At 71.3% G+C, this 23,129-nt stretch carries 17 protein-coding genes; 8 read left to right on the top strand and 9 right to left on the bottom strand.

Annotation, left to right across the window (positions count from 1 at the left end):
* Positions 1-3: 3 nt before the first annotated feature.
* The 4 genes from FHY03_RS17720 to FHY03_RS17705 all read right to left on the bottom strand — a co-directional run bounded on the left by FHY03_RS17720 (position 4) and on the right by FHY03_RS17705 (position 5,209).
* A complete protein-coding gene (locus FHY03_RS17720) occupies positions 4-1,266 on the bottom strand; it encodes a Gfo/Idh/MocA family protein (protein ID WP_183924475.1) in 1,263 nt (420 codons plus the stop codon).
* Positions 1,263-2,384, bottom strand: coding sequence for an FAD:protein FMN transferase (locus FHY03_RS17715; RefSeq protein WP_183931860.1), 1,122 nt, complete (start codon positions 2,382-2,384; stop codon positions 1,263-1,265). Before FHY03_RS17715 ends, FHY03_RS17720 begins: the two co-directional genes overlap by 4 nt.
* A gap of 10 nt (positions 2,385-2,394) precedes the next feature.
* The gene (locus FHY03_RS17710; protein WP_183924486.1) at positions 2,395-3,711 is read right to left on the bottom strand and encodes a Gfo/Idh/MocA family protein; all 1,317 of its coding nucleotides are present in this window, start codon (positions 3,709-3,711) and stop codon (positions 2,395-2,397) included.
* 91 nt (positions 3,712-3,802) lie between these two features.
* On the bottom strand, positions 3,803-5,209 hold the full coding sequence (locus FHY03_RS17705) for a DUF1080 domain-containing protein (RefSeq protein WP_311722217.1): 1,407 nt from the start codon (positions 5,207-5,209) through the stop codon (positions 3,803-3,805).
* 227 nt (positions 5,210-5,436) lie between these two features.
* On the opposite strand from FHY03_RS17705, the gene FHY03_RS17700 reads away from it, so the two are divergent.
* From FHY03_RS17700 to FHY03_RS17675, 6 genes are all read left to right on the top strand, one after another.
* On the top strand, positions 5,437-6,171 hold the full coding sequence (locus tag FHY03_RS17700; protein WP_183924488.1) for a FadR/GntR family transcriptional regulator: 735 nt from the start codon (positions 5,437-5,439) through the stop codon (positions 6,169-6,171).
* A 318-nt stretch (positions 6,172-6,489) separates the two neighbouring features.
* Positions 6,490-9,555 (top strand): TonB-dependent receptor, encoded by a 3,066-nt coding sequence (locus FHY03_RS17695; protein WP_183931859.1) that lies wholly within the window; start codon positions 6,490-6,492, stop codon positions 9,553-9,555.
* A 7-nt stretch (positions 9,556-9,562) separates the two neighbouring features.
* Positions 9,563-10,822 (top strand): mannonate dehydratase, encoded by a 1,260-nt coding sequence (uxuA, locus tag FHY03_RS17690; protein ID WP_260159379.1) that lies wholly within the window; start codon positions 9,563-9,565, stop codon positions 10,820-10,822.
* On the top strand, positions 10,819-12,231 hold the full coding sequence (uxaC, locus tag FHY03_RS17685) for a glucuronate isomerase (protein ID WP_183931858.1): 1,413 nt from the start codon (positions 10,819-10,821) through the stop codon (positions 12,229-12,231). The genes uxuA and uxaC overlap by 4 nt, the downstream gene beginning before the upstream one ends.
* Entirely contained in the window at positions 12,228-13,622 is a 1,395-nt protein-coding gene (locus FHY03_RS17680) for a mannitol dehydrogenase family protein (RefSeq protein ID WP_183931857.1), read from the top strand. Before uxaC ends, FHY03_RS17680 begins: the two co-directional genes overlap by 4 nt.
* 110 nt (positions 13,623-13,732) lie before the next feature.
* The gene (locus FHY03_RS17675; protein WP_260159378.1) at positions 13,733-14,953 is read left to right on the top strand and encodes an MFS transporter; all 1,221 of its coding nucleotides are present in this window, start codon (positions 13,733-13,735) and stop codon (positions 14,951-14,953) included.
* A 161-nt stretch (positions 14,954-15,114) separates the two neighbouring features.
* On the opposite strand, the gene FHY03_RS17670 is transcribed toward FHY03_RS17675, so the two are convergent.
* Positions 15,115-17,319 carry a penicillin acylase family protein gene (locus FHY03_RS17670; RefSeq protein ID WP_409314217.1) on the bottom strand — a complete coding sequence of 735 codons (2,205 nt, stop codon included), beginning with the start codon at positions 17,317-17,319 and terminating at the stop codon, positions 15,115-15,117.
* A 170-nt stretch (positions 17,320-17,489) separates the two neighbouring features.
* Between FHY03_RS17670 and FHY03_RS17665 the strand changes: the two genes are divergently transcribed.
* Both FHY03_RS17665 and FHY03_RS17660 read left to right on the top strand, forming a co-directional pair.
* Positions 17,490-19,445 (top strand): ATP-binding protein, encoded by a 1,956-nt coding sequence (locus FHY03_RS17665; RefSeq protein ID WP_183931856.1) that lies wholly within the window; start codon positions 17,490-17,492, stop codon positions 19,443-19,445.
* Between the two features lie 210 nt (positions 19,446-19,655).
* Entirely contained in the window at positions 19,656-19,835 is a 180-nt protein-coding gene (locus tag FHY03_RS17660) for a hypothetical protein (RefSeq protein ID WP_183924500.1), read from the top strand.
* Between the two features lie 9 nt (positions 19,836-19,844).
* Here the strand turns inward: FHY03_RS17660 and FHY03_RS17655 are convergent, their stop codons facing one another.
* From FHY03_RS17655 to FHY03_RS17640, 4 genes are read right to left on the bottom strand one after another with little or no spacing between them, the layout of a single operon-like run.
* Positions 19,845-20,180 (bottom strand): protealysin inhibitor emfourin, encoded by a 336-nt coding sequence (locus FHY03_RS17655; RefSeq protein WP_183931855.1) that lies wholly within the window; start codon positions 20,178-20,180, stop codon positions 19,845-19,847.
* A complete protein-coding gene (locus tag FHY03_RS17650) occupies positions 20,180-21,259 on the bottom strand; it encodes a M4 family metallopeptidase (protein ID WP_183924504.1) in 1,080 nt (359 codons plus the stop codon). The genes FHY03_RS17655 and FHY03_RS17650 overlap by 1 nt, the downstream gene beginning before the upstream one ends.
* 20 nt (positions 21,260-21,279) lie before the next feature.
* A complete protein-coding gene (locus FHY03_RS17645; RefSeq protein WP_183931854.1) occupies positions 21,280-22,059 on the bottom strand; it encodes a hypothetical protein in 780 nt (259 codons plus the stop codon).
* Between the two features lie 10 nt (positions 22,060-22,069).
* Entirely contained in the window at positions 22,070-23,062 is a 993-nt protein-coding gene (locus FHY03_RS17640) for a hypothetical protein (protein ID WP_183931853.1), read from the bottom strand.
* Positions 23,063-23,129 lie beyond the last annotated feature (67 nt).

Here is a 23,129-nt window from a genome sequence, read left to right as displayed (position 1 = left end):
AGGTCAGACGGTGACGAGGTCGGTCGGCCAATCGAGCGCGCGGCCGGTGTCGATCGCCTGCTCGCCGAGCAGCGAGGCGACGCTGGCGTAATAGGCCTGGGCGAGCAGCCCGGGCACTTCCTTGCCGCTGCGCACCGCCTCGCCGAAGCCCTCGAACTGGAGCATCGTCTCGTCATACTCGCCCCAGCCGAGCGAGTCGCCCGGCGTGGTGACGGGCAGCTCGGGGAACCACGTGGCGCCGCCGATCGGCACGGTGTTCTTGCGCCCGGCCTGGACGTCCTTGCGCATCTTGGCGAGCGCGGGGACCGCGGCGGGCTGGACCTCCTGGTAGATGCGGCCGAGCTCGGGCTCGATCGTCCCCTTGCTGCCCTGGATCTGCTCCTCGCAGCCGTAGCGCGCGTTGTTGAGCATCGAGGTGTAGATCACCTTCCGCCCTTCCGAGTAGTCGTAGATTAAAGCGACCTGGTCGTAGACCTCGCGCCCGTCCTTCCAGAAGCAGATGCTGCCCGAGCCCATCACGCGCGTCGGCAGCCCGTCCATGAACCAATTGGCGACCTGGAGCTGGTGCGTCGCCAGCTCGGTCATCAGCCCGGCCGAGCGCGCGCGATAGAGGCGCCAGTTGATCTCGCGCTCCTGCCCGCCGGCGGGCACGTCGCGGCGCCAGCTGCGGTTGCGGTGCCAGCTCGCGCGGATCTGGGTGATCGTCCCGATCTCGCCCGATTTGGCGCGCTTCAGCGCGTTGAGATAGGTCGGGTTGAACAGCCGCTGGTGGCCGATCTGGAGCAGCTTGCCGCGCTGGCGCGCGCGCGTGACCATCGCGCCGCAGTCGGCGATCGTGCGCGCCATCGCCTTCTCGCAGAACACCGGATAGCCCGCGTCGAGCGCGTCCATCGTGTGGCGCGCGTGGAGGTCGAGCGGGGTGGCGATCACCACCGCGTCGATCCCCTTGGCGTCGAGCAGCGCGCGGTGATCGGTGAAGACGGGCGTGTTGGCGGGCACCAGCGCGCGCGCCTTGGCCATGTGCGGGGCGAACGGGTCGCATAGAGCGGCGACGGTGCAGTTGCGCGTCTTGTTGATGTTCTGGATCAGCGCGCGGCCGCGGTCGCCGGTGCCGATCACGCCGAGCCGCACGCGCGGGCCGCTCGCCGGCTCGGCGGCGGCCAGCGCGGTCCAGGGCGCGGCGACGCTCATCCCGACGCCCGCCGAGGCGACCAGCACGCGATCGAGGAAGGAGCGGCGCGAGAGCGCGAAATCGTCGTCGGTCATGCGGTGAGTTCCATCGGTCGGTCGGCGCACGTCGGCGCGTCATGGGAGAAGAGGAAGCGGCGATCGGGCGCGTCGGCGCGGAGCCGGGCGAGCGCGGGTGCGTCGGCGACGAGGAGCGCGGTGCTGAGCGCCTCGGCCTCCGCGCCGGTGGTCGCGACGGCGATCGCGGTCGCGGCGCGGGTGACGATCGCGCCGTCGGTGGGGCGCACCATCGCGGCGCGGCCGGGCTTCGCCGCGCCGGCACCGACCGTGGACGAGACCGAGAGCGACGCGTCGGTGAGCGCGAGCTCGGTCAGCCAGACGCCGTCGATCTCCGGGTGTGGGATCGCGAGCGGCCAGCCGCCGCCGAGCGGGTGCTCGCCGATCACCGCGATCGAGCTCTCGCCGGCGGAGAGGAAGGCGGAGGGGACGCCCGCGGTGCGCAGGACGGCGGCGGCGCGGTCGAGCGCGTAGCCCTTGCCGAAGCCGCCGAAGTCGAGCGCGAGCGGGCGGGTGGCGGCAATGCGGCGCGTGGCGCGATCGATCGCGAGGGCGGACCAGCGGGGAAGGGCGGCAGTATCGTCGGCGCCATGCGCGCCTGTGCCCCGGCGAAGGCCGGGGCCCAGTAGGGAAGGCGGAGGTGACGACGACGCGACGCCGGCCATGTCGCCGCTGGTGGAACGCTGGCGGGAGATCGTCTTCTCCCCCTCACGTGCCACCCCGGCGGACGCCGGGGTCCAGGTGGGGGACGTCTCGCAAGAGTCACTACAGCCTTCCCAACTGGGCCCCGGCGTCCGCCGGGGAACAGGCTTGAAGGGATTGGCAGCGGCATCGCGCAACCCGCGCGCAGACATATGACCCCCCACACTCGGATCGAACAGCCCGCCCGTCGCGTGCCACATCGCGTCCACCGCGAGCAGCGCCTCCCAGAGCAGCGGGTCCGCGATCACCGCCTCGCCGCCCACCGCCAGCACCCGGTTGAGCGCCACCGCGGGCGACTCGCGCCGCACCGTCAGCGCATCCTCCACCGCCTGCACCGTCGCGCGCGCAGTGGCGAGCGCATCAGGGGCGGCGCGGCCGAACAGGTGCAGCTCGACCCGCGTGCCCATCGCGGCGAACCGCGCAACGCTCGCCTCCACCTCGCTCACCTCAGGCGCGGACCTCCCAACCGGGCTCATAGTCGACCGACCAGAGCTTCTGCGCCGCCGCCTCGTTGGGCTTGCCGGTCGCCGGGTCGACCGTGAGCGACCCGCCGGTGCGATAGGCCATGTTGCCGAGGTGGCACAATGTCGTGCTGATGTGCCCTTCCTGGATCGGCGAGTGGAGCGCCTGCTCCTGCCCGCGCACCACCGCGAGGAAATTGGCGGCGTGGAGCACGTCGAGCGCTCCCTCGCCGACCGTGCCGGTGGTCTCGGACGAGGCCGCCGCCTTCACCTCGCGCAGCTTCTTGCCGGCGAGGTCGTACAGCTCGAAGCCGTTGCGATCGACCACCGCGGAGCCCTTGGTGCCGAGCAGCAACGTACCCCGCCCGCGGCCGTAGCGCAGCATGCCATTGCAGCTCTCGCCGTCCCACCGGATCACGCGGCCGTCGTCATAGCCGAGTGTCAGCGCAAGCGTGTCGTACATCTCCCAGTCGTCGCCGCGGAAGAAGCGGCGGTCGCCGCGCGCGGTCACCGTCTTGGGATAGGTGACGCCCATCAGCCAGCGCGCGACATCGAGCTCGTGCATCGCGTTGTTGCAGATCTCGCCGGTGCCGTACTTCCAGAACCAGTGCCAATTGTAGTGGACCAGGTTGGAGCGATACGGCCCGCGCGGGCGCGGCCCCTGCCACATGTTCCAGTCGAGATTGGGCGGCGGCGCGATCTCCTCGCCTTTGCCGATCGACTTGCGGTTGTTGGCGTACCAGGTCTGCGCCTCGTAGACGTCGCCCAGCTCGCCGGCGCGGATCAGGTCGAGCAGCTGGCGCGTCTCAATGCTGGAGCGCTGCTGGTTGCCGACCTGGAGCACGCGCCCGGTGCGCTGCTGGGTGGCGATCAGCGCCTCGCCTTCCGCGGGGGCGATGCCGATCGGCTTCTCGATATAGACGTTGCGGCCGGCGTCCATGCCGTCGATCGCGACCTTGGCGTGCCAATGGTCGGGCGTGGCGACGGTGACGACGTCGACGGTCTTGCGGTCGAGCAGCTTGCGATAGTCGCCGACGGTCTTGACCTTGGTGCCGGAGCGCTCGGCGAATTCGGCGGCGCGCTTGGCGAGCACGTCAGAGTCGACGTCGGCGAAGTGCGTCACCTGGACGTTGGGCTGTTTCGAGAAGGCGCTCATATGCGCCTGGCCGCGGCCGTTGACGCCGACGATGCCGACGCGGATGCGGTCGTTGGCGCCCTTGATCTGCGCGTAGCTCTTGGCGGTGAACGCCAGGGCGCCGATCGTCGCGGCGCCGCCCTTGATCATCGTTCGACGGTCGAACATCGTGGTGCCTCCCCTGGGGTGGGTTATCATCTAAACTTCCTCTGTTCCCCGGCCTGCGCCGGGAAACATCTTAGGGAAAGCCTCATCCGCATCAGAACTTCCGCAACTTGATCGAGCGGAAATCGACCTTGTCGCCGTGGTCCTGCAGCAGGATGGCGCCGTCGGCGGTCTCGCCGAAGCCTGCCGCCTGCGCGAACTTGCTCTGCGCGATCAAAGCCTTCAGCTCGGCCGAGCCGCGCTCATACGCGACCACCTTGAAGCCGTTGAGCCAATGCTCGACATGGTTGCCGCGCACCAGTACGGTGGCGCGGTTCCACTCGCCCGGCGGGTTGGCGCGCTTGCCCGGGCTGTCCGGGTCCGAGAGGTTGCGCGCCGGGATCAGGTCGTACAGCGAGGCGAGCGTGCGGTTGCCGTCGCGCCCCATCTTGGCGTCGGGGTGGCGCGCGTCGTCGAGCAGCTGATACTCGAAGCCGACGCTCGACACGCCGCCGTTCGGCCCCGGCGGCAGTAGGTATTTTATCCCGCTGTTCGCGCCCTCGGAGAGGCGGAAGTCAACCGACAGCTCGAAGTTCTGGTACGTCGCCGCGGTGGCGATGTCGCCGCCGCGCGCCGCCTCGCTCGCGCTCTTCTCCACCGTCAGGACGCCGTTCGCCATCGTCCAGCCGTGCGACGGGAAGCCGCCTCCCTTGGCCGCGCGCCAGCCCTTCGCGGTGCGACCATCCCACAGCAGCGTCCAGCCGGCGCGGCGCTCGGCCGCGGTGAGCGCGTTCGACTGCCAGCCCTGCTGCTCGAGCTGGTTCTCGGGCATGGCGTAGCGTTTCGGGTCCTGCGTGATGATGCGCAGGCCCTTGAAGCGCACCTCCGGCCCCTTGGCGGCGACGTCGTCGGGCAGCGCGTGGACCTGGAAGGCGAGGAAGCCGCGCGCGTCGGTGTCGTCGACGATGTCGGCGGCGGGCACGCCGTTGATGAAGGTGCGCAGCCGATTGCCGATCGCCTCGACGCGATAGTGGTTCCAGTTGCCCGAGCGGAAGGCCGTGCGCGCCGCCTCGTTGCGCCCGAGCGTGTAGAGCCACTGGCGGCGCTGCTCGTCGTACAGCCCCGCGCTCCACGCGCGCGACGAGGGGTCGATCTCGGCCTGATAGCCGAACACGACGCCGTTGCGGTAATCGGGGCGGCTCTGGCCGCGGATCATCATGCCCGAGTTGAGCGTGGGATCGGTCTTGGCGTCGAACTCGACGATGAAGTCGCCGTAGAGCCGGTCCGAGACGAGCCAGCTGTTGCCCTTGCCCACCACCGCGCGACCGACCAGCTCGTCGCCGACCACCTCAAAGGTGGCATTGCCGCCGGTGCGGTGCCAGCCGGCGAGGCCGGGCTTGGGCATCAGGTCCTGCCACGGCACGGCGGCGCTGCGCGCCGGCGCCGACTGGGCCGCCGCGACGGCGGGGAGGGTGGCCGACGACCATGCCGTCAGCGCCAGCAACGCGAGTGTGCGAACCACCGTCTCTCCCCTCGATCATGGCTTGGGTGTCCACTCGCCGGGCATACCGGAGGCGGCACTCTCGGCATTAGGCGTAGAACGTGGTCGGGCCACATGCAAGGCCAGTGTCAGACATTTTGCCGTCATGCGGCGGCGAGAAGGCTTGACGTGTCGCCCCGTCGGGACGAGGTACATAGGGTGCGAGGGCGGCGGAACGGGCGCGTCGCGACGCTGAGGAGCTGACGCGCGTGGCCGAGCATGGCGGCAAATTATACCGCAGGATCGTGCAGTCGATCGTCGCCGACATCGCCGCGGGCATCTATCCCGTCGGTGCGCGGCTGCCGGCCGAGCGCGACCTGACCGAGCGGTTCGGCGTGAGCCGGCCGACGATCCGCGAGGCGATGATCGCGCTGGAGATGCAGGGGCTGGTGGAGGCGCGCAAGGGCTCGGGCGTGTTCGTGCTCGCCGCCGCGACGCCGCACGTCGAGCAGGAACTCGACATCGGCGCGTTCGAGATCACCGAGGCGCGCCGCCTGCTCGAGGGCGAGGTCGCGGCGGTGGCGGCGACCGAGATCGACGCCGAGCAGCTCGCCGAGCTTCGCGGTCTGCTGAGCGACATGGCGCGCGACGAGGTCGCCGAGGATGCCGACCGCCGCTTCCACATCGCCATCGCGGAGGCGACGGGCAACGCGGTGATCATCTCGGCGGTGACCGATTTTTGGGACATGCGCTTCCGCTCGCCGCTGGCGCGCGAGGTACTGCTCAAGGCGGGGAGCCTCGGCACCGAGAGCCGCCTCGCCGAGCACGGCCGCATCCTGGCCGCGCTCGAGGCGCGCTCGCCGATCGACGCGCGCAACGCCATGCGCGACCATCTCAGCCGCGTGATCGACTATCTGCTCGACGTCACCGAGACCGAGGCGGTGGAGCGCGCGCGCAAGGAGACCGACCAACGTCGTCGGGCGTTGGCGCGGCGAACGGTGTGAGGCGGCTAAGCTCCTCCCCGGCACGGGGAGGGGGACCGCCGCGCGATAGCGCGGTGGTGGAGGGGGCTCTCCGCAAGCGAGCCGCCTCATATGCGGAGAGCCCCCTCCACCACGCCCTGCGGGCGCCGTCCCCCTCCCCGCAAGCGGGGAGGAGCTGGAACACTTCCTTTTCCTACAATCTGGTCAGGCCAGTTGCCAGACAGGTTTGCAGCTGTTAGCTCTCCCGCATCGACCGCCTGCCGCACAGACGGCGGCGGCACCACCGGCGCACAGCGAGCCTGAGACGAGCGTGCGCATATTGGGAGAGGGGATGTGGGCATGCACCGTCGCCACAAATGCGCTCTGTTCGTGTCGTCGAGCGGGCTCGCCGCGCTGATCGCGGGCGCCGCCGCCGCGCAGGCCGCGCCGCAGGACCAGCCGCCACCCTCCGCCACCGGCGACGTCGTCTCCGCCGGCGCCCCCGCCGCGCCGCCCGCGACCGACGCGCAGGGTACGCAATCGCCCGTGCAGGAAGGCGGCGAGGCGCAGATCAACGACATCGTCGTCACCGGCTTCCGCGCCTCGCTTAACAGCGCGCTCAACCAGAAGCGCGCCGAGACCGCCGCGGTCGACAGCATCGTCGCCGAGGACATCGGCAAGTTCCCCGATTCGAATCTCGCCGAGTCGATGCAGCGCATCCCCGGCGTGGCGCTGTCGCGCGGCGATGGCGGCGAGGGGCGCAACATCTCGGTGCGCGGCCTCGGCGCGCAGTTCACGCGCGTCCGCATCAACGGCATGGAGGGCGTGTCGCAGGTCAGCGGCAGCGACATCCGCGGCGGCGTTGCCACCGGCCGCTCGTTCGACTTCGTCACCTTCCCGACCGAGATCTTCTCGGCGCTGTCGGTGCGCAAGACCACCTCGGCCGATGTCGAGGAGGGCTCGCTCGGCGCCACTGTCGACCTGCGCGCGCCCAAGCCGTTCGACCAGAAGAAGTCGTTCGTCTTCTCCGGTACCGCGCGCGGTATCTACAACGACATCAAGAAGGACGTCGATCCGCGCCTGTCCGCGCTCGTCTCCAAGCAGTTCGGCGACACGTTCGGCGTGCTCGCCAGCGTGGCCTATTCGAAGCGCCGCATCGACGAATATGCCTATTCGGCGGTCGATGTCGTGCCGACCACGGTCTACGGCCTGGCCCAGCCGACCGGCAGCGCCAACGCGGGCGTGATCTTCCCCTTCTGCACGCCCGTCGGCTACACCTATAACGGCGGCGCGGTGACCAGCCCCGGCGTCGGCTATACCCAGCCGAGCGGTGCCTCGATCGGCTCGGACGCCAACAATTGCAGCACCAACAATCCGCGCACCGGCAACCAGGCGACCTATGATTACATCATGAGCCGCACCGGCGTGAACGGTCGGCCGGGCGGCGGCGTCTACCTGCCGCGCCTGCCGCGCCCGGTGCGCAGCAGCCAGGATCAGCAGCGTCTGGCCGGTTCGCTGACCTTCCAGTGGAAGCCCAGCGACAATACCGACATCTCGCTCGACGGGCTCTACTCGCGCTTCAAGGTCGACCGGCTCGACACCTATTTCGACGCGCGCTCGTTCGGGCGCGCGATCTCGAACAACGGCCAGCCGCTCACCTCGGTGCGCGAGATCGAGGTCGACGACAACGGCTCGCTGGTTCACGGCCTGTTCGACGGGGTCGACCTGCGCTCGGAAATGCAGAGCGAGCGCTTCACCTCCGAGTATAAGCAGGCCAATTTCAACTTCGACCATCGCTTCTCCGACAGCTTCCGCGTGTTCGGTCTCGCCGGCATCAACGAGTCGCGACTGGACGTGAACCGCCTGCAGGTGGCGATCGACTCGAACGATAGCCGCAACTGGTCGATCGACTTCCGCGACAATCCCGACATCCCCAAGATCGGCTACGGCATCGACACCACCGACCCGACCCTGTTCCAATACGGCCCGCCGCTCGCCAACGGCGACCAGCGCGGCCAGCTCTCCAACTTCATCCGCCGCAACACGATCGTCAGCAAGACCTTCGAGCTCAACGGCGACTGGAAACCGGCGCAGGGTTTCACCGTCCAGTTCGGCGGCCAGTATCGCACCAACAAATACACCGCGCGCGAGCGCCAGCTCGCCACCAACAACCCGCTGGCACTGCCGGCCGGCGTCTCGCTCGCCGACATCACCTTTACCACCACCGGCATCGGCAAGAACCTCGACGGGCAGTTGCAGGACTTCGTCTCGATCGATCCGGACAAGTTCCGCGACGCGGTCGGGCTCGACAGCTACGTATATTGCAGCATCGAGTGCGCCAAGGGCACCTACGGTGGCGTCGACGAGAAGTACAAGTCGGGCTACGCCATGGTGAAGTTCGACACGCAGGACATCCTGCCGGTCACGCTGCGCGGCGACGCGGGCGTGCGCTACGTCCATACCAGCCTCGACACCTACGGCCCGATCACCACCGCCGCGCCAGCGGGGTCGGCCTATCCGTCACGCTACGTGATCTCCGAGGTGAGCCGCTCCTATGAGGACTGGCTGCCGTCGATGAATCTCGCGCTGGACGTGGCTCCCGACCTGATCGCGCGCCTCTCGGCGGCACGGGTGATGTCGCGCCCGTCCTACGGGCAGCTGATCCCCTCTGGCTCGGCCAACCTGGTGATCCAGACCGCCTCGTTCAGCAACCCGTTCCTCGAACCGATCCGTGCCAACACCTTCGACGCCGCGCTGGAATGGTACTTCCGCCCCGGCTCGCTGCTCTCGGTGGCGTACTTCTACAAGAACATCGAGACGTACATCCAGACGACCAGCGCCAGCGTCGCCTTCCAGGACATCGGTCTGCCGCTGTCGCTGCTCAACGGCACGCAGCTGCGCCCCGGCGACCAGTTCACTGTCCAGCGCAGCAACAACACGCCGGGCGGCCCGCTGCGGGGCTTCGAGGCGAACGTGCAGCTGCCCTTCACCTTCTTGCCGGGCTTCCTCAAGAACTTCGGCGCGCTTGGCAACTTCACGCGGGTGCGGTCGAACATTAACTATATCATCTCGCCGACGCTCTCGCGCACCGCGCCGCTGGTCGGCCTGTCGCCGGAAACCGCGAGCGGCACGCTCTATTATGAGGACAGCCGCTTCAGCATCCGCTCGACGGTGAACTACCGCTCGTCCTTCCTCACCGCCGTGCCGAGCGGCTCGGTGGACGCGGACTCCACCTCGAACGCCAGCTCGATCTTCGTCGACGCCTCGGCCTCGTACAACCTGACCGAGAACGTGAAACTGATCGCGGAAGTGCAGAATATCACCAACGAGACCAACCGGCTCACCGTCGACACGGTGCGCAAGGACCCGCTCTACACCGCCTATTTCGGCCGCACCTTTGCGCTGGCGGTGAATTTCGTGTTCTGAGCCGCGGATGATGGTTCGGGGCGACAGCGAGGACGGGCGGATGGCGCGACAGGACGGGCGGGTGCGATGGATGACGCAGACGATGCGCTGGTTCGGCCCGTCCGACCCGGTCGCGCTGCGCGACATCCGCCAGACCGGCGCGACCGAGGTGGTCACCGCGCTGCACGAGGTGCCCAACGGCGCCGTGTGGAGCGCGCCGGCGATCGCTGAGCGACGCGCGACCATCGCCGCGGCGGGGCTCGGCTGGACGGTGGTGGAGAGCCTGCCGGTTCACGAGGAGATCAAGACGCGCGGGCCCCGCTGGGACGAGCTGGTCGACGCCTATCGCACCAGCCTGCGCCATCTCGCCGCGGCGGGCATCAGGGTCGTCACCTATAATTTCATGCCCGTGCTCGACTGGACGCGCACCGATCTCGGCTGGGAATTGCCCGACGGCGCGCGCGCCTTGCGCTACGAACATGAGGCGGCCGCCGCCTTCGACCTCTTCGTGCTCCGCCGCGACGGCGCCGAGCGCGACTATGCCGCCGACCTGATCGAGCGCGCCGAGCGCCGCCTCGCCGGCATGGACGAGGACGCGCGGCGCCGGCTGACGCGCAATATCATCGCCGGCCTGCCGGGCAGCGAGGAGAGCTTCTCGATCGAGGACTTCCGCGCCGCCCTGGCCACCTATGATGAGGTGGATGCCGCCGCGCTCCACGCCCATCACGTCGCCTTCCTCGAGGCGGTCTGTCCGGTGGCGGAGGAGCTCGGCCTGCACCTGGTGGTCCACCCCGACGATCCGCCCTTCGCGCTGTTCGGCCTGCCGCGGGTGGTGAGCACCGAGGCCGACGTCGCCGACTTGTTCGCGCGCGTGCCGAGCCGCGCCAACGGCCTGTGCTTCTGCGCCGGCTCGTTCGGCGCGCGCCCCGACAACGACCTGCCCGGCATCGTCGACCGGCTGGGCGATCGGATCGGCTTCCTCCACCTCCGCTCGGTCCAGCGCGAGAGCGGCGACGCGCGCGGGGGAACGTTCCACGAGGCGGCGCATCTCGAGGGCGACGCGGGGATGACGGCGATCGTCGCCGCGGTCCACCGCCTCCAGCAGCGCGAGGATCGCTCGATCCCGATGCGCCCCGATCACGGACATCAGATGCTCGACGACCTCTCGCGCGTGACCAATCCCGGCTACTCGCTGCTCGGCCGGATGCGCGGGCTGGCCGAGCTGCGCGGCGTCGAGCGCGGCATCGCCCACGCCTATGCCGGCGCGCGGGCGGAGGCGCTGGCATGACGCGCGCGCTGCGGCTCCATCCCGATCGGCTGTTCCCGAGCGATCCGACGCAGCGCGATATCGCGCGCGCGCTCTATGCCGAGATCGGCGGGCTGCCGATCGTCAGCCCGCACGGCCACACCGATCCGCGCTGGTTCGCCGAGGACTCACGCTGGCAGAACGCGACCGAGCTGCTGCTCGCGCCCGACCATTATGTCTTCCGCATGCTCTACTCGCAGGGCGTCGCGCTCGACGATCTGGCGATTCCGTCGCGCGCCGGCACGCCCGCGACCGACCCGCGTGCGGCGTGGCGCGTCTTCGCGGACCATTACCACCTGTTCCGCGGCACGCCGTCGCGGCTGTGGCTCGACCATGTCTTCGCCGAGGTATTCGGCTTCGACGTCGCGCTGGAGGCTGCCACCGCCGATCTCTACTATGACCGCATCAACGACCAGCTGGCCACACCCGCCTTCCGCGCGCGCGCGCTGTTCGATCGGTTCGGGATCGAGTTCCTCGCCACCACCGAGGGCGCGGACGATCCGCTCGACTCGCACCGCCGCATCCGCGAGTCGGGCTGGGGCGGCCGCGTCGTCACGACCTATCGTCCCGACGGCGTGATCGACGTCGAGCACGAGCAGTTCAAGCCGGCGATGGCGCGCTTCGCCGAGCTGACCGGCGAGGATGTGTGGAGCTGGTCCGGCTATCTCGCCGCGCACCGCAAGCGCCGCGCCGATTTCCGCGCCGCGGGCGCTACCGCGACCGATCACGGTCACCCCAGCGCGCGCACCGCCAACCTCTCCGCCGCCGAGGCCGAGGCGCTGTTCGGCCGCATCGCGGGCGGAAGCTGGGACGCGGCGGGCGCCGAGCTGTTCCGCGCGCAGATGCTCACCGAGATGGCGAAGATGAGCGTCGAGGACGGGATGGTGATGCAGCTGCATCCCGGCTCCTTCCGCAACCACAACCGCCAGCTGTTCGCGAGCCACGGCCGCGACAAGGGCGCCGACATCCCGATGCGCGCCGATTTCGTAAGCGCGCTCCAGCCGCTGCTCGACGTCGTCGGGAACGACCCGCGCTTCACGCTGATCCTCTTCACGCTCGACGAGACCACCTACGCGCGCGAGCTGGCGCCGCTCGCCGGCCATTACCCCTGCCTGCGGCTCGGGCCGGCGTGGTGGTTCCACGATTCGCCCGAGGGCATGCTGCGCTACCGCGAGATGACCACCGAGACCGCCGGCTTCTACAACACCGTCGGGTTCAACGACGACACGCGCGCCTTCCTTTCCATCCCGGCGCGGCACGACGTCGCGCGGCGGATCGACTGCCATTATCTCGCGCGGCTCGTCGCCGAGCATCGGCTGGAGGACTGGGAGGCGGCCGAGCTCGCTCGCGATCTCACCGTCGGGCTCGTGCGCAAGGCGTACAGGCTGTGAGCGGCGCGCAGCGGCTGTCGCCTGCCACCGTCGATCGGCTTCCCGCGAGCGTCGAGCGGCCCGACTACGATCGCGCAGCGCAGCGGACCGGGATCGTCCATCTCGGGCTCGGCGCCTTCCACCGCGCGCACCAGGCGGTCTACACCGACGCGGCGATGTCGGCGGGCGACCGCGACTTCGCGATCACCGGCGTGTCGCTGCGCTCGCTCGCGGTGGCCGAGGCGCTGCTGCCGCAGGACGGGCTCTACACGGTGACGCAGCGCTCCGCCGCGGGCGAGCGGATCGCGCTGGTCGGCGCGCTGCGCGAGATGCTGGTGGCGCCGCGCGACGGCGAGCGGCTGCGTGCGGTGCTCGCGGCGCCGACCACCTCGATCGTCACGCTGACGGTCACCGAGAAAGGCTATCACCGCGGCCCTGACGGCGCGCTCGACGTCGCCTCGGTCGAGGCGGCGGGCGGCACGATCTACCACCATCTCGCGCGCGCGCTCGCGGATCGCCGCGCCGCCGGCGCCGGCGGCCTGACGCTGGTGAGCTGCGACAATCTCACGCACAACGGCGCCGCGCTCGCGGCCTCGCTCGGCGCCTGGCTCGATCGCACCGATCCGGGCCTGCGCGGCTGGTTCGAGGCGGAATGCGCCTGCCCGTCGACGATGGTCGACCGCATCGTCCCGGCCGCGCGCGACGTCGACCTGGAGCGGACCGCCGCCGCGATCGGCCTGTACGACGCCGCCGCGGTGACCACCGAGCCGTTCATGCAATGGGTGATCGAAGACCGGTTCGCGACGCGCCGCCCGCGCTGGGAGCTGGCGGGGGCGCAACTGGTCGCTGACGTCGCCCCGTACGAGTTCGCCAAGCTCCGGATGCTCAACGGCGCCCATTCGGCGCTCGCCTATCTCGGGTTGGAGCGCGGGCACCAGTTCGTTCACCAGGCGGTCGCCGACCCGGTGATCCGCGCCACGGTCGAACCGCTCATGCGCGACGAGGCCGCCGCCAGCCTCACCCCGGCGCCGGAGCAGGACCTGGGCGCCTACGCCGACGCGCTGTTCGCGCGCTTCGCCAACCCCGCGCTACCGCACGCGCTGATCCAGATCGCGATGGATGGCTCGCAGAAGATCCCGCAGCGCTGGCTCGCGACCCTGCGCGCCAATGCCGCTGAAGGGCGACGCTGCCCCGCGACGCTGACTGCGCTGGCGGCGTGGCTGCGCCACGTCCGCGGCGACGGCGCACCGGTCAACGATCCCCTGGCGGAGCGGCTCGCGGCGCTGTGGCGCGAGGTCGGCGAGAGCGGGATCGTCGCGGCGCTCTTCGGCGAGCGCGGGCTGTTCGCCGATCATTGGCAGGCCGACGCGGAAGACCGCGCGGCGCTCGACGCGCGGCTGCGCGCGGGTTGAATCAAGCGGGTGGCGGGTGTCGCCTCGGGGAGGGTCGAGTGAGTTCAGCAGCTGAAGTGAGTCCGCCGGCGGTCAGGCCGCGCGGGCGTGTGCGCTGGACGATCTGCGCTTTGCTCTTCTTCGCCACGACGATCAACTATATCGACCGCCAGATCATCGGCATCCTCAAGCCGACGCTGCAGACCGAACTCGGCTGGACCGAGGTAGACTATGGCATGATCGTCTCCTGGTTCCAGGCGGCCTATGCGATCGGGCTGCTCGCATCGGGCGTGATCATCGACCGGGTCGGCTCGAAGATCGGCTATGCCGCCGCCATCGTCATCTGGAGCCTCGCCGCGCTGTTCCACGCGCTGGTGCGCAGCCCGAGCGGCTTCGCGCTGGCGCGCTTCGCGCTCGGGCTGGGCGAGTCCGCCAATTTCCCCGCCGCGATCAAGTCGGTCGCCGAGTGGTTCCCGAAGAAGGAGCGCGCGCTCGCCGCGGGCATCCTCAACGCCGGCGCCAATGTCGGCGCGATCGCGACACCGATCGTCGTGCCGGTGATCGCGCTCACCTATGGCTGGCAGGCCGCCTTCATCATCACCGGGCTGCTGGGGTTCGCCTGGCTGGCGGCGTGGCTGGCCTTCTATCGCGCGCCCGCACAGCACCCGCGCGTGTCGCCCGAGGAGCTGGCCTATATCACCTCGGACCAGCACGCCGACGAGCGCAACGCGGCGGCGCCGCGGCCGACCTGGGCGTCGCTGTTCCGCCACCGCGGCACCTGGGCGTTCGTCGTCGCCAAGTTCCTGACCGACCCGGTGTGGTACCTGTTCCTGTTCTGGCTGCCCGACTTCTTCGCCAAGCGTCACGGGCTGGACCTCAAGACCTTCGGTCCGCCGCTGATCGCGGTCTATCTGCTCGCCGACGTCGGCAGCATCGGCGGCGGGTGGCTGTCGTCCTGGCTGATCAAGCGCGGCTATAGCGTCAACGCCGGGCGCAAGCTGGCGCTGCTGGCGAGCGCGATCCTGGTGCTGCCGATCTTCTTCGCCACCACCGTCTCCAGCCTGTGGGCGGCGGTGGCGATCATCGGCGTGGCGGCGGCGGCGCACCAGGGCTGGTCGAGCAACCTCTACACGATGGTGTCGGACACCTTCCCGTCGCGCTCGGTCGCCTCGGTGATGGGGATCGGCGGGGCGGCGGGCGCGGTGGGCGGCATGATCATGGCGCGCTACGTCGGCGAGGTGCTGGAGCGCGTGGGGAGCTACCTGCCGGTGTTCGTCTGGGCGGGCAGCGCCTATCTGCTGGCGCTGCTGCTGGTGCACCTGCTGGTGCCACGGCTGGAGGTGAAGGGGTGAAGCGAGCTTGTTGCTCGGCCCTAAGCTTCGCCCGTTCGGCGTCATCCTGAACCTGTTTCAGGATCCACCGGACCGCGAGCGCCTCACGCGCCTGAGTGTGCGGCACCGTGGATCCTGAAACAAGGTCAGGATGATAGTAGGTGAGGCAAGGCGCGGCCTCCTCACTCTCCCGGCCGGTAGCGCCGCTCGACATGGGCTGCCAACTCGTCGGGGTAGAAGTACACCGGCCGCAGCGCTCCGCTCGCATAGCGCCCCACCTGATCGGCGAAGTGGCGCGACGCCGGGTCGCCGCTCTGTCCGCCCGCCATCACCGCCGCCGCGCGCACGCGCGGGCCGAACTCGACCACCGCGACGAAGCTGTTGCCGCTCGTGCCGTAGTAGCGCCGCGTTCCCGGCCAGCTCTTGGCGCCGAAGGAGGCGAGGCTGCCCCATTGCGCCGAGGTGAAGGGCACCGGCATGGAAGGACGCGCGTCGTCGAAGTGCGGCGCGATCGAGTCGTCGAGCCGCTGGAAGCGGTTGATCCGCTCCCAGGGGGTGCGCCACGTGCCGAAGTCGCGCGTGAGCCGCGCCACCGCCGCCTCCAGCGCGACGAGCTTGGACGCGGCGGTGACGCGCGTCGCGATATAGTCGGGCACGTTGACGCGCTCGGCCTGCGCGGCGTCGCCGACCTCGCGCCACAGCTGATCACCCCAGAACACCGCGAGGCTGGTCGCGACCGACCCCGCCGCCCACCGATGGTCCCAGCGCTCCAGCTCGGCGATGGGCGCTGCCAGCGCCCCGCGTCGCGGATCGGTCGCCGGCAGCGCATGCCATGCCGCCGCCAGAGGCGGTAGCAGCCGGGCGAAGGCGGGCAGGTATGAATCATAGGCGGCGGCGCGCAGCGTCTCGGCGGTCCAGCCGCTCTTGCCCTGGAGCAGCAGGTCGGCGTGCTCGCCGCGCGCGTTGCCGCCGGTCTGGTCCATGTAGCGCGGGTAGTCGGCGGCGCGCGGGCTGTCGGCGCCCGCCGCGCTCCACGGCCAGTCGTTGGTATTGTGGACCCAGCCGGTGCGCGGGCGGAGCACGCTCGGCAGCGTGGCGAGCGGGTGCAGGCCGCGCCAGTCGGTGCGCGGATCGCTGCCGTCGACCGGGCGGGTGTAGTCGAAGCGATCGTCGCGACGCGGCATGAACTGCGGCATGAGGAAGGCGATCTCGCCCTTGTCGTCGGCGAAGATCGTGTCGTTGGAGGAATTGGCCTTGCGCTCGGCGACCGCGAGGTAGGCGGCGAGATCGGTGGCGCGGGTGCGCAGCCAGCTCTGCTCGAGCGCGGGGCGCGGCCGCCACATCAGCGCGGTCGCGATCCAGCGCCCGTCGCGCGCCGCGGTGATCGGGCCGTGATGCGTCCGCCAGGTGGTGAAGCGCCGCTCCGCCATCGTCCCGTCCGCGCGGCGGTAGCGCAGCGTGACCGGGCGCGCCGTGACCGCGCGCCGCGCCGTGCCGTAGCGATAGGTCCAGCCGGCGCCGCGGCGCTCGACCCACTCGGCGAACGCGTCCACGTTGTCGACGGTCGACGAGGTGTGCATCCAGCCGGCGTGCGCGTTGAAGCCCTGGTAGACGAAGAACTGGCCCCAGGTGCTCGCGCCATAGACGTTCAGCCCGGTGTCGCTGCTCAGCTGCGCCTCGGAGCGGAAGTAGAAGCTGGTGTGCGGGTTGATCAGCAACAGCGCATGCCCGTCGCGGGTGAGCCGCGGCGCGATGGCGATGCCGTTCGAGCCCGACGGCTCGCGCGGTACCACACCGCGCTCCTCCGGCGTGGGCGGGGTCGGGCGATCATAGAAGCTGCGCAGCGCGCTCAGCGGGACGCGCTCGACGTCGCCGCCGATGCTGCCCTCGGTGAAGCTCAGCGCCATCCACGGCTCGTAGCGGGTGAGCACGCGCGGCCGCACCGCGGGATGGGAGGCGAGATAGAAGTTGAGTCCGTCCGCCCAGGCCTGGGTCAGCGCGCGTAGCCACGGCGGGCAGGCGGAATAGGTCGCGCGCAGCTCGGCCTCATCGACGAACAGCCGCTGGCGCAGGTCGGCCCAGAGCGCGGCCTCGCCCTCGGCCTCGGCGGTGCGACCGAGCGCGGTGAGATAATTGGCTTCGACGCGCGCGAGATCGTCCTCGGCCTGGGCGTAGCTCAGCGCGAACACCGCGTCCGCGTCACTGCGGCCGTGGACGTGCGGGATGCCCCAGTCGTCGCGCGTGATCGTCGCCGCGGCGGCGTGGCGACGCCAGCGCGCGGCGTCTGGCTCGGCGGCATCGGCCCGCGCGCCGAGCACGAGCAGCGCGGCGGCAGCCGTGATCCGAAGTGGCGACGTTCGTGGGGGGTGGGAAGGAAGCGGGCTCACCGTATGAGGATAGCCGTGCCACGCGCGGAGGCAACGCCACTGGCAATAACCTGGCAGTCGCCATCACCGCTGGTTCTTCTCCCGCTAAGTCAGTAGCCTGCGCCAGGAGCCGCGGTCCGACGGGCGCGTGCGAGACGAAGGGGACCGAGGGCGGTGAGGGAGATCGACGCATGAGGCGCTCGCTCGCTCTGCTCGTGCTCGCGGGCGTGATCCCGATCGTGGCGCTGGGCGGCACGTTCGGCGCGCTGACGCTGCGCAGCGAGCGCGAGGCGGTCGCCGCGCGGGGCCGCACCGACGCCAATCTCGCCGCTGCTCTGGTCTCGCAGACGCTGCGCAGCAACGTCGCCGCGGTCGAGATGGTGGCGCAGTCGCCCGCGCTCGACGGCGCCGCGCCGGACGTGGCGCGCTTCGCGACGCTGGCGCGCCGCATCCTCGCGAACCAGCAGGACTGGCACGCGATCGTGCTGGCGGACGTCGAGGGGCGCGTGGTGTTCGGTACGGCGCCGGTCGGTACGGCGGCGGCGCCGCTCGCCGGTCTCGACGCGGCGGCGCTGCGCCGACTGCGCGACCGCGCCGAACCGCAGATCGGTACCTTCTCGGTCGCGAGCGACGGTGCGCGGGTCTTCCCCGTCGCCGTGCCGGTGGGCCGGGCAGGGCAGGTGCGTTATGTCATCGCCGCACTGGTGCCCGCCGCGCGGCTCGAGCGGCTGCTCCGCGTCGAGCCGCTCGCGCCGGGCTGGACCGCCTCGATCATCACCCCCGCCGGCCCCGCGCTGATGGTGCCGCGCGACGCCGCCCCGCTCGTCCACACCGACCCGCGCCCGGTCGAGCTGTGGATGCCGGTGAGCGGGGCGCGCTGGTCGATCCGCATCACCGCGCCGGCGCAGGCTTTCTTCGCCCCGGTGCGGCAAGCCGTGCTGCTGCTGCTCGCTGCGGCGGCGCTCTGCGTCCTGCTGCTGGCACTGCTCGGGCGGCTGCTCGTGGGCGAGCTGCGCCAGCTGCGTCGCCGCGACGCCTCCGAGCTGCAGCGTCAGCGGATGGAGACGCTCGGCCGGCTCACCGGCGGCGTCGCGCACGACTTCAACAACCTGCTGACGCCGATCATGATCAGCCTAGAGCAGCTGCGGCGCCACGCCGCCGACGCCGCGTCGACGCGCCACGTCGACGTCGCGATGGCCGGCGCCGAGCGCGCGCGGCTGCTGGTCAGCCGGCTGCTCGCTTTCTCGCGGCAGCAGCAGCTCTCGCCCGAGCCGGTCGAGCTCGCGGCGCTGGTCGACGGGCTGATGGACCTCGTCGAGAAGTCGCTGACGCCCGCCATCACGATGACGGTCGCGGTCGCGCCCGAGCTCTGCCCGGCCGAGGCCGATCGCGGGCAGCTCGAGCTCGCCATCCTCAACCTCGTCATCAACGCGCGCGACGCCATGCCCGACAGCGGCGCGCTGCGGCTCTCGGTCGCGCGCGCCGAGCCGCGGCATACGGCGGGTCTCGCCGCCGGCCACTATGTCGCGATCACCGTCTCCGACACCGGCAGCGGCATGGACGCGGCGACGATCGCGCGCGCGATCGACCCCTTCTTCACCACCAAGCCGATCGGCAAGGGAACCGGTCTGGGGCTGTCGATGGTCGATGGCTTCGCCTCGCAGTCGGGCGGGGCCTTCGTGCTGGAGAGCGAGCCGGGCCGGGGGACGAGCGCGCGGATCGTGCTGCCGTGCAGCGCGCGACCGGCGGTCGCGGCGCCGCTCGCCGCGGCGGCGGCGGGCACCAGCGCGCTGACGATCCTGTTGGTCGACGATGATCTTCGTGTGCGGCGTGCTACCGCCGAGGTGCTCGCCGAGGCCGGTCACGCGGTGACTGAGGCGGCGGACGTGGACGAGGCACTGGCGCTGCTGGCGACGCGGGAGCCGGTCGACGTGGTCGTGACCGACTTCATCATGCCCGGTCGCTCGGGCGCCGAGCTGATCGAGCAGCTACGCGCCGCGTGGCCGCACGTCGCGGTGCTGATGGTCACCGGCCATGTCGAGGACGATGGCGCGCTGCCCGACGGCGTCGAGCTGCTGCGCAAGCCCTATCGCGGCGCCACGTTGCTGGCGGCGGTGGAGCAGGCGGTGCGCCAGCGCGGCAGGTGACGGGCGCCGGGAGGGTGTCTCCGCGTATCAGCGGCACGGGCGGCTTATCTCCTTCGCGATGCGCCCGGAACGCGCCATGGCGCGTTGAGGCAGGAAGCGGAGGATCACGGCAGTCATGACGAGAGGTCGGCGCGTTCCGCTGCCCCTCGTCGCGGCCGACGCGTCCGCCCCGGCACGGGCTTCTCCCGCGCCGGCGAGGAGGAGCCCAAGATGCGCGACAGCGAGACCTTCACCGCCAACGCCGTTCGCTGCCGCGAGGAAGCCGACGCGGCGACGCTCGACAACGTGCGCGACCGCTGCCTGCGGGCCGAGGCCGCCTGGGCCGCGATGGCGTCGCGCAGCCGCCGCTCCGAGAGAGCGCGCGACGAGCGAGTCGCCGCCGTCGCCTGACGAGGGCGATCAGGCGCCGCCGCGCTCGCGCGTGATTCGGCGCACCGTCGCGACCAGCGCGGCGAGCCTCGGGTCGTGGATCGGTTCGGCGAGCTGCAAGTCGCGGCTGCGGCCATCGATCGTCAGCCCGATGGTGTAGGTCCGCGCGTCCGGGCGCGACGCGGCGGGCTGGGGCGTGCAGTCGAAGAAGCTGGCCTCGTCGGCGAGCCGCGCCAGCTCGGCGCGCTCGTCACCGCCCAGCCGCTCGAGCGGCACGCAGGAGTCCGTCGCGCGGCCGGGCAGATGCGCGAAGCCGCCCTCCACCCGCATCCGCGCCTCGCCGCCGCACCCCGCCTCGTCCGCCATCAGCTCACTCCGACATCGCTCCACGCCGTGCCGACCGCGGTCGCCTCGGCACTGCCCGCGCCGTACAATCGTCCGGCCACGTCCACCGTCACCCGCGCGAAGGCGGCGAAGTCGGTGTTGGCCCTGACATTGGGGTCTAGCAGCGCATTATACCAGATCGTGCCGGCGCGGTCCCACGCCTTGCCGCCGATCGCCGTCGCGGCGAGGTAGAAGGCGCGGTTGGGAATACCGGAGTTGATATGGACCCCGCCATTGTCCTGGTTGGTGCGGACGAAATCGTCCATGTGCGCGGGCTGCGGGTCCTTGCCGAGCACGGGATCGTCATAGGCGGTGCCCGGTGCCTTCATCGAGCGCAGCGCGCTGCCCTTCACCTTGGGCGTGAACAGGCCCTCGCCGATCAGCCAGTCGGCCGCGGCGGCGTCCTGGCCGAGCGCCTTCTGCTTGACGAGCGATCCGAACACGTCCGAGATGCTCTCGTTGAGCGCGCCCGACTGGTTGAAATAGGCCAGCCCCGCCTCCTTCTCGGTGACGCCGTGGGTCAGCTCGTGGCCGATCACGTCGAGCGCGAGCGTGAACCGGTTGAACAGCGCGCCGTCGCCGTCGCCGAACACCATCTGCGTGCCGTCCCAGAAGGCATTGTCATAGTCCTGGTCATAGTGGACGGTGGCGTCGAGCGGCAGGCCGGCGTCGTCGATCGAGTTGCGCTGATACGCCTCCCAGTAGAGCGCGAAGGTGGCGCCGAGCCCGTCATACGCCTCGTCGGCCGCCGGATCGCCGGTCGGCGCATCGCCCTCGCGGCGCACGACGGTGGCGCCGGGCGCCTCGGGCTTGTGCTGGGCGTCGCGGATCGTGCGCAGCGGGCTCGGCGTGAGGATGTTGCCCGCGGCGCTGCGCAGCCGCGCGACGCTGCCCAGCACCGGCCCGGCGGTGGTGGCGCGGACGATCCGGATCGAGGGATCGACCAGCAGCGCGCGGATCGCCGTGCCGCGCAGCTCCGGCGGGCCATGCTCGGCGATGCGCGAGAGGATGTAGGGCGGCAGGATGCAGTGGATCGCGTGGCGGTGGGTGAGCGTGCACATCGGCGTCTCTCCTTGGCAGATCAGCGGCGGGCGCGGCGCAGCCACAGCGGCGCGAGCGCGACCCAGATGATGGTGACGAACGCGAGCAGCTGGCGCGTCTGCTCGGCGCCGCCGGGCAGGTAGCCGAACCCGCCGAGCGCGGCGGCGTAGAGCAGGAAGGAGGCCAGCGCGACCGCGATCGCGGAGACGTCGGGCTGGCCGCCGCTGTCCTGCGTGCCGAACCAGCGCAGCGCGACGACGAAGACGCCGATCACCGCGATCAGGATCAGCCGCACCGAGCGGTCCTCGCCCGCGATGCCGGTGGCGAGCGGGTACAGCGCCACCGCCTCGACCGGGAACAGCTTAGCGAGGCTGGTGTAATAAGGCTCGGCGGCTGCCGTGGTGGGTGGCGCGAGGGCCTGCCGCGCCGGTTCGTCGCGCGCACGGTCCAGTCGCAGTGCGCCGCGCAACAGGGGCGGGGACGGGGTCGAAGCGACGGCGTTGGGCGGCTCGGCGCGCAGCGCGGCGGTGGCGCGTTCCACCGCGGCAGCGTAGCGCTCCAGCGCGACATCGCTCGGCATCAGCCCCTCGCCCGCGCGCCGCGCCTCGATCGAGCGGTCGAGCACCGCGGCGAACACCGCGGCGTCGCCCGGCACGGTGATCAGCGTCGCCGCGAAATGGTCGAGCGCGTCGCCCAGGGCCGTGCGCAGCCCGAACAGCCGATCGAAATAGCGCGGCAGGAAGCGGCCGTCGGCGACATAGGATTGCACCTGCTCGGCGAGCGCGTCGGCGGCGGCGAGTGCCTCGGCGTAGCGGGTCATCCCATCCTCCTCACAGCGGGCGCGCGATGGTGGTGACCAGGGCGAGCGCGCGCGCGATCCGGTCGAGGTTGAGCTTGGCGGCGGCGCGGCGCTGCGCCGGGGTGAGCCGCCCGGACAGTGCCGCGCGCAGGTCGGCCTGGGCGGTGGACGCCAGCGCGAGCGCGTCCGCCACCGCCGCGACGCGCGCCGGGCCGGTGCGCGCCGCCTCGCGCGCGGCGAACACGCGCGCGACGAGCTGCTCGCGCTGCTCGGCGGTGAGGTCGGCGCGGTGGCGCAGATAGGTGCGGAACAGTGCGTTCCCGTAGAGATCGTCGGCGCTGCGCGCGGCGGTGCGGCCCCAGCCCTCGACCTCGCCGCGCAGCTCGGCCAGCGCGCGGTCGACCGCGTCGCCGCGCTCGTCCACCAGCGCACGGACCTGGCCCGCGGTGCGCGCCTCGCGCGCGAGCTCGGCGGCGAAGGTGGCGAGGGCGATCAGGCCTTGGCCGCGCGGCGTCGCCGGATCGACCTCGGGCACGCCCGCGGCGGCGACGACGCGGCCGACCCGCTCCGCGAAGGCGGTCAGCTCGGCGGAGACGTCGGTCTGGGGGGCGGCGAGGATCGTCGCCAGCGCCTCGACATAGTCGCCGACGGCGGCGAGCAGCGCGACGCGCGGTTCGAGCAGCGCGCGCGGGCTGGTGCCGACGTCGATGCTGAGGACGGTGTAGCCGGGCGCGGGCGTGTCGCCCTCGGGGCAGAGCGATGCCGGCGGCGCGGTGGCGCTCATCGGTACCTGGATCCGCAGCGGCGAGGCAGGCAGGCAGCTCGGGTCGCTGGCGACCAGCGCCGCTGCGGCGTCGCGGCGGCGCTGCTCGACCGAGTCGAGATAGGCGGCGGTGGCGGTGACCGCCTCGCGCCCGCGTGCGCTGACGTCGGACGCGGCCTGTACCCGCACCGCGTTCGTCGCACAGCCGGTGAGCAGCAGCGCGACGGCGAGCGCGGCCGGCGGTGGGACGGGTGGGCGCATGGCGGGCGACTTACCTCCATCTCAACGGGCGAGATCGCCGAATCGGGTCACGCCGCGACTCATGTTC

The organism is Sphingomonas sp. BK345 (genome assembly GCF_014193845.1).
GTDB lineage: Bacteria > Pseudomonadota > Alphaproteobacteria > Sphingomonadales > Sphingomonadaceae > Sphingomonas.
This window is presented reverse-complemented; position numbering and strand designations above follow the sequence as displayed.